The sequence below is a fragment of the Sphingomonas rustica genome, from assembly GCF_039652585.1.
In the GTDB taxonomy this organism is placed as follows: domain Bacteria; phylum Pseudomonadota; class Alphaproteobacteria; order Sphingomonadales; family Sphingomonadaceae; genus Sphingomonas; species Sphingomonas rustica.
Window position 1 is genome coordinate 652,447 of record NZ_JBDIZK010000001.1, and the last position, 14,572, is coordinate 667,018.

The window sequence follows — 14,572 nt, forward strand, 5'->3', positions numbered from 1 at the left end:
AGAAAAGTGTCGGTTTATTCATTGCATTGCTATGGTTCGGGAACTCGCAAATCCGATTCGTACTTGGCCTGTCGTGCGGCTCGTCGCATCAACGGTTACCTTTCTCTTAACTATATTTGCTGCACCTGCGAAGGCGCAGACAAGCGGCGAGGTCGGGGTCACCGGGCATGTCGCGCCGCGCTGCTGGGTCGTAGAGGGCAGTACCCAATCGGGGATCTCAGCCGAACCACGCACCTTGTGCAATCATGGCAGCATGACGATGCGGTCGAGCCGGAGTACGCCGCAGACCGAAGTCGCGCTCACCATCGAACCCAAGACCGCATCGCAAGACATGTCGTCTCTCGCCGTACAAGAGTTCACCGTCTCGCCCCGTCTCTGACGGCGGGTAGCGAGCCCTTCACGCACCATCATGACGGCGTCTCACCGAGCCGTAGCGCCTAGTTTCGCAGCAGCGCTCGCCAGCCTCCTGCCGCCATTGCTCGGGCCTCGGCTGCCCGACGACGCACGCGAGACAGAAGAAAGTCCGAGCGTCCTTTCCACTCTGTTCGTACCCGCTCCTCGCCGTAGAGTGCGACAGCCATCTCCCGGTACGACGCCCCCGCCGCGATCGCATCGCCGACACGCAAGGTCTCCAATCGTCGCGGCAGGCCGGGTTCGGCGGGATAGAGTCGGCGAATGAAGCGGCCGGTGCGCCATAATCCCAGCATTCGGCGAAGCGTCAGCACCGGCGCATCGACATGGGTCAGGCCGGACAGAAGATAATCGAGCCGGGCCGGGCCTTCCTCGACGAGGGTCCCCTCGACAACATCGATTCGGATCCGGTGCCAGCCATCGGACAAGGCGACATGCTCTCGGCCGCCGCCGCGCACGATGGTCGCCCAGCGCATCAGCCGGGCGAGATCGATCGCGTCCGGGTCGGCGCCGTCGGCGGGCACCGCACGCACCTGCAGCACGAAGGGATCGAGATCGGCATGCCAGAGCAGCCGGGCCTCGCGTGCGCTCCGGTGTGCATCCTCGGCGAAAGCACAGCCCGAAAGCCCGGGCGTCCACCTCCGTCGCCAGATGCCGGGCCGCGGCGGCGACGCGCCGCAGCCGGGCGCTGGTCGCGGCATAGCCTGGATCACGGCGCAGCCACTCCCAGGCGAGGCCGGCACGATCGATCCCGGCCAGCGCGCGATACGGCGCGCCGGCCCGCCAGTCGGGCCGGCCGTCAGGCACCGGCCTCATGGCCGGCAAGTCGCAGCACGAACCTTGTCGTCGACAGGCGATCTCGCACCTGGAGCCGCGCGGATTTGTCGCGCCGCCGGATTTGGATTACAGACAAGGGCTTATCGATCCGACCGCAGCGGCGACGGGAAAGCGGCGCAGGCGGGCAGGGCAAGTTCGGTCATGGACGCAGCGGCTTGGGGCGCGTCCCATATCGGTACGGCACTGCTCATGGTCATCGCGACAGCACAGCAATTCGCAACGGCGGCAGAGGCCGCGGCAAGCGTCGCCGAGCTCGCCAGGCTCGTCGATGCGATCACCCGCGAGATGGGGTTTCGCTATTTCGCGCTGACCCATCATGTCGAGACCATGGCCGACGCCCGGCCGGCGATCCGCCTCCACAATTATCCGGCCGAATGGGAATCCTATTTCGACAGCGAACAACTCGGTCGCTCTGACCCCGTCCACCGGGCGAGCCACCTGCGCGCACTCGGCTTTTCCTGGGCGATGCTGGGCGAGCTGATCGACCTCTCGCGCCGCGACGAGGAGATCCTGGCGCGATCGAGGCGTGCGGGCCTCGCCGACGGCTATACGGTGCCGGCGCATATGCCCGGCGAATCCGAGGGGTCGTGCTCGTTCGCGACCGCGCATGGGCGCAGCTTTCGCACAGACTGGATCCCACTCACTCAATATGTCGGCACGGCTGCATTCGAGGCCGCGCGCCGCCTGTCGGGCGTCCGCCGCGGCGCAACCGAGCGACCAAAGCTCAGCGACCGGCAGCGCGACTGCATCTACTGGGCAGCGCGCGGCAAGTCGGACTGGGCAATTTCGCAGATTCTCGGCATTGGACATGATACGGCGGTCCAGCACATGAAGGAGGCCCGGAAACGCTACGGAGTCTTCAACCGGACCCAGCTGGCGATCCATGCCCTCTATGACGGGGCGCTCACCTTCAGCGATGCGATGACCCGGTAAAACTCCCCATTTCTGGGGAATGGCAAGCACGAGCGCGCCGGCACAGCATCCAGGCTTTCCACGACCAGGGGAGCCCGGCCATGTTGTTCATGCAAGACGACCAGAGTGCCGCAAGCGACGCGGCGATGCGCGCGATGTTCGAGGCGAGGAAGCGGGTGTTCATCGACCTGCTCGGCTGGGACCTGCCGGTTCTCGCCGGCAAATATGAGGTCGACCGATATGACGATGTCCATGCCCGCTACCTGATCCTCACCGACGCGCACCAGAACCATCTCGCCTCGGCGCGGCTGCTGCCGACGACCCGGCCGCACATCCTGGGCGACCTGTTCGCCGAGCTGTGCGACGTACCGCCGCCCAGGGGCCCCGGAACCTTCGAGATCACCCGCTTCTGCCTGGAGCGAAACCTGCGGGCGCATGAGCGCCGGCGCTGGCGGGGCGCGCTGGTCGCGGCACTCGCACATTATGCGCTCGACCACGGCATCACGACCTATACCGGCGTCGCCGAGCAGGCATGGCTCGACCAGATCCTGCAATTCGGCTGGCAGGCAGAGCCCCTCGGCCGCCCGCGCCGGATCGACACGATGATGCTCGCCGCGCTGAGGATCGACATCGCCGCGGACACACCCGCGCTGCTCGCCGCCAACGGCATCCGCGCCGAAATACAGCTCGAGCGGGAGGCAGCATGATGGCAACCAGGCTCAAATCCGTCGCACAGACGCTACCCGACGCGACAGACCTGCTGCTCGAGCAGGGCTATTGCGTCCTGCGCCAGGCCTTTCCCACCCAGACGATCTCGGCGCTCGACCACGACCTCGCGCAAGCCTTCGCAGACACGCCCTTCTGTCAGGGTGGGTTCTACGGCGAGCGGACCCAGCGCTTCGGCCGGCTGCTCGCCCGCAGCGACCATGCCGCCGAGCTGGTCATGCACTCGCAAATCCTCGCCATCGCCGAACACGTCCTGAGCCCGTGGTGTGACTGCATCCAGCTCAACCTGACCCAGGCGATCGCGCTGCACCCGCAAGCGCTGCCGCAGCTGCCGCACCGCGACCAGGACATGTGGCGCGGGCCGACCGGCGCAATCGAATATCTGGTCAATGTGATGTGGCCGTTCACGCCGTACCGCGAGGCCAACGGCGCCACCCTGATCTGGCCCCATAGCCACGGCATCAGCGCCGCCGAACCAAGCGCCGACATCACGCCCATCGCGATCGAGCTCGACCCCGGCGACGCGCTCCTGTTCCTCGGCTCGACGCTGCACGGCGCCGGCGGCAATCGCAGCACGGCCACGCGGCGCGGCGCGATCGTCAGCTACTGCCTGGGCTGGCTAAAGCCGTACGAGAATCAATGGCTCGCCTATCCACCCGACATTGCCAGCCACTTCGCGCCGGACCTCGCGGCGCTGGTCGGCTACCGCCAGCACCGGCCCAATCTCGGCAATTACGAGGGCCAGTGCCCATCGGTCCTTCTTAACCGGCAGACCAGCCACCCGCTCGGAGCGATCGACGCGCTCCGGCCGGACCAGCAGGCCATGATCGAGGCCCATGTCGCCAACCAGCGCGCGGACGCACGGTCATGAGCCCCGGCGCGACGTTCGAGCGTGTCTACAACGAACTGAAGCGCATGCTGGCCGAGGGCGAGCTGCCGCCCGGCACGCCGCTCGAGCCGACCCTGCTGGGAGAACAGCTCGCATCCAGCATCACGCCCATCCGCGATGCCCTGCATCGGCTCACCGGCGAGCGACTGGTCGAGGCGCCAAACCACAATGGCTTCCGCGTGCCGCTCCTGACCGAGGCCGCACTGCGCGATCTCTACGACTGGAACGGCCAGCTCCTGATCCTCGCGGCGCGGGCCATGCGGCCAGCCTCCGGCAAAAGCCCGGGCGAGAGCGCGTCAGCCGCGCAAATCAACATCTCCGTACCCGATCTTTTCGTCGCCATCGCACGCACTAGCGGCAATGCCGAGCATGCCCGCGCGGTCGAGCAGCTGAACGATCGTCTGGCGCCGATCCGCAAGATCGAGCCGCAGTTGCTGGACGACATCAGCGAGGAGCAGGCGCTTCTGCAGGGCTTTCTCAGCAAGCTCGACCGATCCGCGCTCGCCGCAGCGCTCGATCGCTACCACCGTCGCCGCGTCCGCGCGGTGTCCGGCCTGATCGCCGCGCTCATGGCATCAGCCTCTCTATCCCGGTAGCATGTGCCCACGACACTGGGCGGCGACGCAACGGCTCGACCACTTGCCGCCATCCGCCTCCCTTCGTAGCGTTCGCACAGCGACGCAAAAGGGGCTTCGATGTCGGGAACCAGAATCAAGGCTGACAGCAGGGGCGCGCAGTCGTGACCGAGGATGAGGAGCGCTGGGCGGAGGCACTCGCGATCGAGAGGATCCATGGGAGCCTGGCGGCGCGGTTCGTCGCGGAGCGCATCGGCGCGTTGACCCAAGCCGGTGACGCTGCAGGCGTGACGCGGTGGCAGGAGATCGGGAGGAGGCTGAGCGCGCTCGGCGGACCGGAAGATCGCATCGCCATATGAGCGTCAGCGAGACGGCAATCGGAATTTACGATGCCCAGGCCAGCACGCTCGCCGCACGCTATGACGACCCGGCGCTACTGCGGGTCCACGATCCCATTCTGAGCTTGCTGCCCGACAATCAGGTCGACGCACTGGCGCTCGATGTCGGCGCGGGCTCTGGCCGCGATGCCGCGTGGCTGGTCACGCGCGGTTATCAGGTGGTTGCGGTAGAGCCGGCGGCGGGCATGCGCGCCGAAGGGCAGCGGCGGCACCCCGATCCGGCGATACGCTGGCTCGACGACCGGCTCCCGAGCCTGGCGAAGGTGCACGGGCTCGGCCTGGCCTACGACCTGATCCAGCTTGCTGCGGTCTGGCAGCACATCGCGCCGGAGGATCGGGCGCGCGCGTTCCGCAAGCTGGTCACTTTGCTCAAGCCGGGCGGGCTGATCATCCTCACGCTTCGCGAAGGGGCTGCCCCCGCGGACCGGCCGATGTTCGAGGTGAGCCTGGGCGAAATCGAGGGACTGGCACGCGTGCACGGCCTCGAACTTCTTCGGGCGGTCCCGAGTGGCGATCGCATAGGCCGCGGCGATGTTCGCTGGACCCATGTCGTATTGCGCATGCCTGACGACGGGAGCGGTGCGCTGCCGCTCATCCGCGGAATCGTGCTCGCCGACGATAAATCGTCGACCTACAAGCTGGCGCTGCTCCGCTCCGTCGCTCGTATTGCCGACGTCGCCCCCGCAACCGCCAGGCCGAGCCATGACGAGCCGGATACGGTCGAGGTTCCGCTCGGGCTGGTCGCGCTGAACTGGGTCCGAATGTACCTGCCGCTTGTTCGCGCTGGCCTGCCGCAGGCACCGCGCAACAGCGGACCCGAAGGACTTGGCTTCGCCAAGACCGGGTTCCGCGCGCTGCTCGCCGACGGGTTCGCCGCGCTCGACCTGCGACCTGGTGCGAGCTTCGCCGGCGACCGCGCAGCTGCGGTAGCCGCCGCGATCAGTGAGGCTGCAACCACCATCGCCAACATGCCTGCGAACTTTACGCGTTATCCCGGCACCGACCGACGCGTCTTCGGCGCCAGCAAAGCCCGCGCCACTCGGCCGACCGAGACGCTGACACTCGATGTCGAGACGCTCCGCAAATGGGGCAGCCTCTCCGTGCCCGGCCCGGTCTGGCGTACGCTGACCCGGCTCGGCGCCTGGGTTGAGCCGGTGCTGATCGCGGAATGGGCGCGGCTGATGCGCGGCTATGCCGAGCGCATGTCGCGGTCGCTCCCGCCTGGCGCAGCCGAAGCCGCGCTCGCTTGGGAGGAGCCGCTACGCGACACAGTCCTCGGACGCACGGCGGCCGAGCGCCTGCTTGCGCGTCGTGTTCCCGTCAGCTGCGTCTGGTCCGGCCAACACCTCAACCCGGCGCGGCTCGACATCGACCACTGCCTGCCCTGGTCGGCTTGGCCGTGCGGCGATCTTTGGAACCTCATGCCCGCCGACCGGCGGATCAACCAGCATCAGAAGCGCGACCGCCTTCCCAGCCAGTCGGCGATGGCCGGCGCACGCTTACGGGTCACCAGTTGGTGGCAGTCCGCCTGGATTGAAGACGCCGCACTGGGTGCCCGCTTTCTGCGCGAGGCCGATGCCGCGCTCCCGATCGAGCGCGGTGCCAGTCTGGACGACATCTTCACCGCGCTCGAATGGCGACGCCTGCGGCTGCGTCAGGACCAGCAGGTACCGGAATGGAACGGGCCACGTTCGACCACAGCCAGGTTGGATCGATAAGTCGATCTCATATGAAAGAGCATCTGGCCCAGCGAAGCATCAACACCTCTGAAATGGCCAGCGAGGGCCCGGCATGCGCTGACAAGCTCGGCTGATCAATTCGCAGCCTGATAGAGCTCGAAGCGCGCTGCCAGGCGGTCGCGGTCGGGGCGGTCTAAGTCGCGCGCCGGCATCAACAGGCTACGACCCCGCATCGCCTTGATGCCCTGTTCAAGCATAGGACCGTCGTTGAGCACCAAGAGCTGCTCGGAAACATGGATCCGATAGTCCGCATCGACGCCGATGAGATTGGCGTCGAACGCGGCATGATGGACCTTGGAGAGCGGGAGCCCGTTCGCGACAATCGGCTGGCCCAACTGCTCGTCCCGGTCAGCGACAATATGGGCCGCGTCCAGGAGGCGGCGCTCGGGCAGATGGGAGATGGCGCAGCGACCGTCATAGGCGGTCAGAACCGCTTCTCGGAACGTCGCCTGATGCAGGCGCTGGCTCACCAGGCGCAAGGCATAGCGCCGTTCCGGCGCTGCCGGCATTGCAGTCGCCGACGACGCGAGAGGCATCCCGAAGGCAAGCTTGGCGGCGAGGTCCGCTGCAGACCAATGCGCGATGAAGGTGGGGTAGATTGCGGTATAGCGCCCGGGGGCAATGCCGAGGAAATAGATGACCGGGACCTGCGCCTCCATCGCTTCGCGCATCCAGCGATTGTCGGCTGCCTCCGGATCGGTGCCCATGAATGCATAGTCGATCAGTTCTTCACCCGCGTGGATTTGCTCGTGAACCCGCCGCTGATCATCATACCAAATTCGAGCACCGGTGCGCGGGAAGACGGTCCGAATGCTGAGCAGGTAGCGCATGACCTGCGGCTTGAAGATACCGCGCCGCATATTGACCAGGGGGATGCGCTCGCCGCGGAATATAAAGCCCGTGGCGAGATCCTCCGACGAGAGCGGCCGAATTGCCGCAAGTCGCTCTAGATGAGCGATCGCAGTCTGGCGCATGGCCGCATCGAGAGCATCGGTAGAGATCATCCCAAATACCGGTTCTCACGATGCCACGCGAGGGCATCCAGCGCCGGCGGGGCATAGCCAGGGCGCGGCGGCCGAACGCTCGTACCGTGCAAATCATAATAATGGCGACCATTGTCGAAGTCCGCCTTGAGCCGGTGGCTGACCTCGAACCGATGATCGTCGGACACGGTGACATACCCCAGATCGAACAGCCGGTGGATGTCTGTGCGCAGGAGCAGACCATTGGCCGGATCGTGGGCGCCGCCTTCGCCATAGCCGCGAATGTGGGCCGCATCCAGGATCGGCAAGGTCTTCTCGCCCGATACGGCACAGCGCCGCTCATACGCATCGGTTACCGCCAACCGAAATGCGCCCTGACCCAGCCGCGGGCGGACCATCTGAGGTGCGCCATATCGCCCCGCAGGCTCCTGAAAGGAGGGAGGAGCCAACAAGGTCGATCGCGCCACGACGGCATCCCAGAGGTACCGCCCTTCCGCCTGGTCGGCGCTATATCGCTTGCCGGTGACGATGTTGCGAGCGAAGCTCTGAGGTACGGTCAGCCAGTGTTCGCGCGGCCAGAAAAAGGGCTGGGTCAGGATCCGGCACCCGATCAGCGGATCAACGCGGGGATCGAGCAGCCCGTCGTCACGACGATACCGAGCGATCCGACGCCGCATCTCAACGAGCGACGGTACCCCGTTCTTGATCCCGAACGCCTCCCAAGCCAGTGACAGCGGCACGTTCGAAGCATGGCTGAATACGCCGCCGCCGACGATATAATCGTCGGGGGAATGAAGCTTGAAGAGAAAGAGTTCGCCGACGGAGATTGCGCGGAAGTTTCGCGAGCCACTCGGCTGCCAGAAGTTGACCTCTTCAGGCTGCTCCTGGGATAGCAGATCGAACCAGCTGCGGTCCGTGATGCCGACGAACAGATTGACCACAGGCTAAACTATCGCCGTCGGGCATCTTAGAGCAAGTCCTCGGCGGCGGGAACTAGCCCCCCTGCGAAATAGTAGGTTTCGAGTTGCGATCCGCTCAAGCAAGACGCTCGAGGAAATCCCTCTTGGTTAGACTCAGAAAGCGGCAAGAAATGCCGGCCAGAACGTTGTTAGAGGGATAGAGGCGGCGCTTGACACATCGAGCGATCACAATCTCATCTCGCCAGCCGACGCTGCCAAATTTATAGGTCCCTTGCGGGTTCGGATCGCGCGCAATCCGAACGGGCCTCAACCACTGTTCAACAAATACCTAGAAGACCTCTGTGAGGCCTGTCAAACGGCCCTCTCTAATGGCGGACCAGTTGCGCTGGCGTGGTGATGCAGAATTCTGCAATGACGTTCAGGACCAACGCCGTCATTTATGAGTTATAACCTGGTACACGGGCAACCGCCACGTGCGGCCGGGGGGATTACGACGCTGCCGCCGTCCAGTTCAAAGAGGCGGAGCCTGCGCATTTCACAGAACTGAGTGACCCCGCAGGACCGGGCACCGCTCAGTCGAGAGCGCGTGTTTACGATAACCGCAAAGTAGTGCATGATTCGTACGGCAAGGGCCTACGGGGCCCTTGATGGGGAGCAACTGAGGTGAACCTGCCATTGGCCCACGGGTCACGGACATCCGGCCTCGGCGGGCGGACGCCACGCTATCAGGGCCCGCTCAAAGTCGAAGAGACCTCGCTTCGTGCGATCCTGCGCGAAACCCATCGGGGCAACCTCGAGCCTAGTCAGCTCAGCCTGCTCGATCGCGGCATGAAGCCAGATGCGGTCGATGGCTTGCCCATCTTCTACGCAGGCGATTTGAACCTGTTGAAGCGACCGGCGGTCTCCGTCATTGGCACCCGCAATGTGAGCGAGATTGGCAGGAAGCGCGCGATGCGAATCGCCCGCGAGCTGGTCGAGGCCGGCGTCGTGGTGGTTTCCGGATTGGCTGAGGGCGTCGACACTCACGCCCTGACGAGTGCACTCCGCAATGGTGGTTCGGTCGTCGCCGTCATCGGTACCCCGCTTGATAAAGCATACCCGGCGAGCAATGCGCGACTCCAGGAAGAGATTTACGACCGGCACTTGCTGATTTCTCAATTCCCGGCCGGTGAGCGAACGTTCCCCTCCAGCTTCCCTGCCCGCAATCGCACGATGGCCGCCCTGTCCGATGCCAGCGTCATCATCGAGGCATCGGAAAGCTCAGGGACGCTGCATCAAGCGGCCGAATGCGTGCGGCTTGGCCGGTGGCTGGGTATTTCAAAAGGGGTCGTTGAGGACCCGCGCCTAACGTGGCCAGCGAAATTTAAGAGCTACGAAAAGTGCGTCGTGCTGGAGAGTACTGAGGAGCTGCTGCATAAGATCTACGGGTCAGCTGCCTGATGCGTCTCTACGCAATTTGCAACTACCGCGGTAACAGCGAAACATGGACCGAGAAGTGGGAGAGTTCTCACTATACCGCGCGCAACCTCGTAAAGGCCGTAAAGGGCCTGCCCTTCAACGGCCACTCGATCGTGACACAGGGCGGGTCGGAATACAGGGTTGAGAATACGGCAGCGGGCCGCGCCGCCGCTCTTCACGTCAGCAGCCGCAGCATCGCTAAGGCCATTGTAGATGCCGGATACGAAGACGTCGCGATCATTCCCATACCATCGTCGACGTGCACTGACCCGGCATTGCAGTACACAGGCGCCAAATTAGCTGATGCAATTGCCGCTCTCGTGCCGGGCTTCGTCGCACGGCCGGTGCTTTACTTCGCGAAGGAGCTGCTAAAGAGTTCCGCCGGCGGCGGGCGCAATGAGGAGGCCATCAAAGCGAATCTGCGCTCAACTAGTCTAGCAGGAATTAACGCTGCGGTGCTGATCGACGACGTTTACACTACCGGGGCGCATTCGAGGGCGGCTGCGCGCTATTTGCGACAGCACGGTATCGACATCTCTGACATCTTCGTCATCGGAAGGACGGTTCACGAGAAGCCCGACAAAATGCTGAACCCGCCGTCGGAGTGCGTGCCTGATGGGGGTGGCTTGTTCGACTAAGCGGACGTCCTACCTTTCCGAAACTGTCGTTCACCCGTGGCGATGCACCATCTCGTGGCGTGTCCTGCGATCGCTGGTGGGGACCCGGCTTGGCCGTGCCGCCTGCTTTGAGCACGGAACGGTTCTTCCAATGACACTGACGGTATTGAGGAAGAGACTTAGCTGCTGGGCGCCGCAGGGTTAAAGCCAACCCGTTCGCCGGTCCGACCTTTTCTTCTGACAATCTGGGCTGCGCGAAATGGAAGCCGTCGACGGCCCACGCTCGCGTATTAGAGCAATCTGGCTCGGCAGAGCCCTACAAGCTCGGCAACGAGCGGAGGGTGCGACGGGTTCTGCACCAAGATCTGTGTCAGATTTACGGTCGGAAGGCGCAGACGCCCGCTACCAAGGGCTATGAGCGCCTCCGCCGCGGCCTCGCCTCTCGGCCGGTGGGCGCCATCGATGATGCGTCCGACGATCCGCCCTGCGTCCAGCCGCGCCCCGGCCTCGCCTGAGAAATCGATCTCGGTGGGCCTGGCGGCGCGAAGCAGGCTGGCCTGTATGACGCCGTCGTTGAACCGACCGAGATTCGAGGGGTCGAGCAGCGTCTGTTGAAACCAGTTCGCGCGCAGCACCCGTGCGCCGGGCTTAGGCGCCGTGGTGCGCAGCTTTTGCAAGACGTTACTGATCGTATAGAACACGTCCGCCTGGGTGGGCGTTGCGGTGGTCCGCTCGGGCAACTCCGCCGGCCAGAAGACGAAACCTGGTTGCAGCACCAACGGGGTCGCCCCCCCGGCGACGAACAGTTCGTTCGTAAGAGGATCCGAAGTTTTTCGGAGCAGGGCCAGTCTTGCCTGAAGGGATTCCGAGAGTGTAGCGCCGCGCACGACAGCGTCGTCGAGAAATGCTAGCTCGGCCTGCCAGGCGTTCGGGCCTCCGCCGGACGGCAGTATCAGTTCCTCGATCGCAGCGAACCTATGCTGACTCGGCTCCTGGGTTTGAATAAGCGTTTTCTCGAGATGCTGCCGCCCGGCCGCGCTGGCCGACTTCACCAACCCGACCACATAAATCTGCGGAGAGCTCGGTCGGACCTTGCGGAGATCACGGCTGATGTCGAGGAGTGCTCTCCCGCTCTCGATCACTGCGGCAGCAATCACGATCGGTGAGCCGTTCAACGGCACACCGTTTAATAAATCGGCCCGATCGAGGGCGTCGATGTCAGAGCGCGTAACGAACACAGGCTTGATGCCCGCTTTATTGATCAGATCCTCAGCAAAAAGCCTCGAATCGTCATTCAGAATGATGCATTCGCTTGTGCTCGACGGCACATGGGTCTTTGCGAAATAGTCAAGACGCTTCGCGAATCCTGGCGCCTGCAAGAGCCTGTCTGCGTCGACGACATACTGTCGAGCCGTCGCACCTGCCGCAAGCGACACACCGAACGCAGCGGACCCGGCAAGCCGATCCATCGTCGGCGCGAGGCGATCGGACGCATCATTCTTGTTGAGCGTGATCGGCTCAAATTCCGGACCACTGAGATCGAACTGGTCGCCGCGCAGATCAACGGCGATAGATCCCGCGTCGCACATGGCGCAGTCAGGCTCCCGATAGGTTTCGCGTGCCTCCGTGATGCCCAGCGGATTCAGCCATTTGTCGTACGAGAGATCGACCGCCGACGGGAACCGCGGCGACGAGGCTCCAAGGTAAAGCACATGCGCGATTCGGGAGCGATCGACCTTCCGCGCCTCGACGATGGAACCCAAACTGCCGCTCGACGTCGCCGAAATGAGGACGATCGCGGTCTCGCTTCTGCCGAAGTCGTAGCTCGCGACGCCCAGATAGGACCGGAAGCTGTCGCACTGTAGCGGCTGGCGTCCCGGTTGGAGAACGCTGAGATGTTCGTTCACGGCCGCGACGAGCGCGAACATAGAAGGTGTGTCGATATGCGCCTGCACCGCATTGTCCGGGATGAGCGGTAGAAGCGCCATCGCGATGATCGAGATCTCTGCGTGGCGCACCAGAAGGTTGGACAACCGCATGAAGCGATCGGTGTGACGCCCCGACGGATTGCGGAAATGATAGCTGGCACTGGCCTCAACGAAGCCGCCGTGATCTAGGAAGATCGCGGTGGCGGACCGCCTCGCGATCTCCTCAAGCGTGATGCCGCTCTCCTCCCCGTCACCGATCGCGACATCGCGGCCGGCCTCCGCACCCTTCCGGTCGAAGCCGATGACGGTGACGGTCGCATGCGGGGTAAGCCGGTGGCGGAGGCGCTTCAGATCGCGATCATTCCGGATCGCCGCTACCGCGGCCGCACGGCTGGTCTCCCTGACGACGAGTACGACATCGTCCGGCACGAGGTTCCGTTCGACCTCGGCGTCGATGAGCGCGACGAGCGTGTCGGCGGGAAGCACGTCTGCGGCCAGGAAGACGACGAACGTGTCGATCACGTGGGCCTTCGCCCGCCTCTCGAGGCGAAGGGAGTAGAATGGGCGCAAGACCTAGACCCCCAGGGGAAAGAGGAGTGTGAAAAGCGTACCGGCAACTGGCGCAACATCGCCGTTAGGGTCAGCCCAGTCGCACAGCTCGGGAAGATCGCCGAACTCACGCCGATCTTCGAGCCCGAGATCGCTGAACAGCGAAAGCCTGCCAGTCCGAAGCCGCAGGAAGCCATTTCGCTCGCGCAGAAGGTCAATTACGGTGGGCAGACCGAGCCCTGCCGAAGAGATCGACTTTCGGGAGACGTTCTTGCCGAAGCACCGTCGGACCAACATGCGCTCTTCGTCCCGATCAATCGAGGCGAGAGGCCGGCCGGAGAGACTGGCGGCCATGCCTGGCCCTGTGTCGAACACTGAGAGCTCGATCAGCTGGATGTCTCGACTGCCCGCCCGCGCCGGACGCAACCGCGAGAAATAGTCGGAGAACGGTTTGGCGTCGGCGGCGAGCGTTGGCAATGTCGTAGGTGTGATCGAATGACGACGGGCGTGGAAACCCCGCACCGATTTCGCCGGGACGTTCCCGCTATCGGTCGCGCGGCCATGCTCCTCGGTATTGCGAAATAGCTCGTGCAATGCACCGCCCAATGCCGAGGTAAAACCGTCCGGTATCCCTCGAGAGAGTGTCGACGGGATCAGTTCCTTTATAACCTCTGCCGCGAACAGGTTGAAGGCAGGCAACCTCCTGACCTGGAGCACGCCTTGCTCGTCCGGTGCATAGAAGGAACTTGGATTGCTCTTGGCGAGGTGGTCGAAGCAGATGATTTCCAGCTGCGGCCCCCTTGACCCATCCTCGGGCGTTTCAGACTGCAGAATCGAGAGGCGGTCGAGCGCCGCCTGTCGGAGAACCTCTGTGAGATCAGGGCCCCGGATGCTCGAAATCGCATCCGCAACCAATATGCCAACCAGGCCGTGGAGCCTGCTGACGAGCCTTTCAATCTGCACCTCGTCGCCCGGGCCTTCAGCGTAGCTCACGAGGACCGCCGGATCCGCCTCATTCGCCCAAGTCGACACCGCCTGGACGAACGCAGCCTCACCGCCTGCGGCGTGGTGTCTCGCGCGCGTCGGAATCTGAAGCTTGCCGACCGTGCCGGCTTGAGTGCGGCGGAGAAAGTCCTCTGCCGCCGAGACCGTCATGAAGCTTGAAAGTTGCATTGCTTTACCTTCGTGGCGTCGGCAAGCGTCCCCTATCCACCGTTCTCCGCTGTCGCAACCGCCTTGAGCACGGGCCGAAACCACTGATCTGCTCAACCACGGGCACGAGGCGCTGCCCATCCCGCGTCAGCGTCTATTCGGTCGTCACCGGTATGGTTGCCGATTCCTCGAGCGCGCGCAGGTCGAGCGTCAAAATGCGACGAAAATACGCCGTTCGGCTCCTGCGATCGGTATGTCGCTCAAGCCGAAAGCCGCCGGTCACACTCCGCAGACTGGCTGGTGGGGGTGCGCCCCAATCTCAGCCGTTCGCTGCCCAGACCGCTAATCCTGGAGCTGTCCTTCATCCGTAGGTGATCGATACAAAGTGGTGCTTGCGGTTGGACCGGTCGAGACCTTCGCGAACTGGTTGATTATACTCAACGGGTGCACGTTGCCATCGACCAGGACGACGCCCGAC

General features: G+C 64.3%; 13 protein-coding genes and 1 pseudogene. 8 read left to right on the plus strand and 6 right to left on the minus strand.

Annotation, left to right across the window (positions count from 1 at the left end):
• Positions 1-437: 437 nt before the first annotated feature.
• A complete protein-coding gene (locus TPR58_RS02710) occupies positions 438-1,112 on the minus strand; it encodes a DNA -binding domain-containing protein (protein WP_346245054.1) in 675 nt (224 codons plus the stop codon).
• Positions 1,078-1,227, minus strand: a pseudogene (locus TPR58_RS22645) (transcriptional regulator domain-containing protein); the annotation flags it as partial. The pseudogene TPR58_RS22645 and the gene TPR58_RS02710, both read right to left, overlap by 35 nt.
• Positions 1,228-1,389: 162 nt before the next feature.
• On the opposite strand from TPR58_RS22645, the gene TPR58_RS02715 reads away from it, so the two are divergent.
• The 6 genes from TPR58_RS02715 (at position 1,390) to TPR58_RS02740 (ending at position 6,466) form a co-directional block, all read left to right on the plus strand.
• Entirely contained in the window at positions 1,390-2,181 is a 792-nt protein-coding gene (locus tag TPR58_RS02715) for a LuxR family transcriptional regulator (protein WP_346245055.1), read from the plus strand.
• An 80-nt stretch (positions 2,182-2,261) separates the two neighbouring features.
• Positions 2,262-2,867 carry an acyl-homoserine-lactone synthase gene (locus tag TPR58_RS02720; protein ID WP_346245056.1) on the plus strand — a complete coding sequence of 202 codons (606 nt, stop codon included), beginning with the start codon at positions 2,262-2,264 and terminating at the stop codon, positions 2,865-2,867.
• Positions 2,867-3,757 carry a phytanoyl-CoA dioxygenase family protein gene (locus tag TPR58_RS02725; RefSeq protein ID WP_346245057.1) on the plus strand — a complete coding sequence of 297 codons (891 nt, stop codon included), beginning with the start codon at positions 2,867-2,869 and terminating at the stop codon, positions 3,755-3,757. Before TPR58_RS02720 ends, TPR58_RS02725 begins: the two co-directional genes overlap by 1 nt.
• Positions 3,754-4,371 carry a GntR family transcriptional regulator gene (locus tag TPR58_RS02730; RefSeq protein ID WP_346245058.1) on the plus strand — a complete coding sequence of 206 codons (618 nt, stop codon included), beginning with the start codon at positions 3,754-3,756 and terminating at the stop codon, positions 4,369-4,371. Before TPR58_RS02725 ends, TPR58_RS02730 begins: the two co-directional genes overlap by 4 nt.
• Positions 4,372-4,514: 143 nt before the next feature.
• Positions 4,515-4,709 carry a DUF6961 family protein gene (locus tag TPR58_RS02735; protein WP_346245059.1) on the plus strand — a complete coding sequence of 65 codons (195 nt, stop codon included), beginning with the start codon at positions 4,515-4,517 and terminating at the stop codon, positions 4,707-4,709.
• Positions 4,706-6,466, plus strand: a complete 1,761-nt coding sequence (locus tag TPR58_RS02740) for a class I SAM-dependent methyltransferase (RefSeq protein ID WP_346245060.1) — start codon at positions 4,706-4,708, stop codon at positions 6,464-6,466. Before TPR58_RS02735 ends, TPR58_RS02740 begins: the two co-directional genes overlap by 4 nt.
• A gap of 95 nt (positions 6,467-6,561) precedes the next feature.
• Here the strand turns inward: TPR58_RS02740 and TPR58_RS02745 are convergent, their stop codons facing one another.
• Together TPR58_RS02745 and TPR58_RS02750 are read right to left on the minus strand one after the other, a co-directional pair.
• Complete coding sequence (locus tag TPR58_RS02745; RefSeq protein WP_346245061.1) at positions 6,562-7,491, minus strand: HNH endonuclease; 930 nt, start codon at positions 7,489-7,491, stop codon at positions 6,562-6,564.
• Positions 7,488-8,411 carry an HNH endonuclease gene (locus tag TPR58_RS02750; protein WP_346245062.1) on the minus strand — a complete coding sequence of 308 codons (924 nt, stop codon included), beginning with the start codon at positions 8,409-8,411 and terminating at the stop codon, positions 7,488-7,490. Before TPR58_RS02750 ends, TPR58_RS02745 begins: the two co-directional genes overlap by 4 nt.
• A 642-nt stretch (positions 8,412-9,053) precedes the next feature.
• Between TPR58_RS02750 and TPR58_RS02755 the strand changes: the two genes are divergently transcribed.
• Entirely contained in the window at positions 9,054-9,830 is a 777-nt protein-coding gene (locus TPR58_RS02755) for a DNA-processing protein DprA (protein WP_346245063.1), read from the plus strand.
• The gene (locus TPR58_RS02760; protein WP_346245064.1) at positions 9,830-10,486 is read left to right on the plus strand and encodes a hypothetical protein; all 657 of its coding nucleotides are present in this window, start codon (positions 9,830-9,832) and stop codon (positions 10,484-10,486) included. The genes TPR58_RS02755 and TPR58_RS02760 overlap by 1 nt, the downstream gene beginning before the upstream one ends.
• Positions 10,487-10,755: 269 nt before the next feature.
• On the opposite strand, the gene TPR58_RS02765 is transcribed toward TPR58_RS02760, so the two are convergent.
• Complete coding sequence (locus tag TPR58_RS02765) at positions 10,756-12,915, minus strand: hypothetical protein (protein WP_346245065.1); 2,160 nt, start codon at positions 12,913-12,915, stop codon at positions 10,756-10,758.
• A 51-nt stretch (positions 12,916-12,966) separates the two neighbouring features.
• Positions 12,967-14,115, minus strand: a complete 1,149-nt coding sequence (locus TPR58_RS02770) for a hypothetical protein (protein ID WP_346245066.1) — start codon at positions 14,113-14,115, stop codon at positions 12,967-12,969.
• Positions 14,116-14,572: the final 457 nt, after the last annotated feature.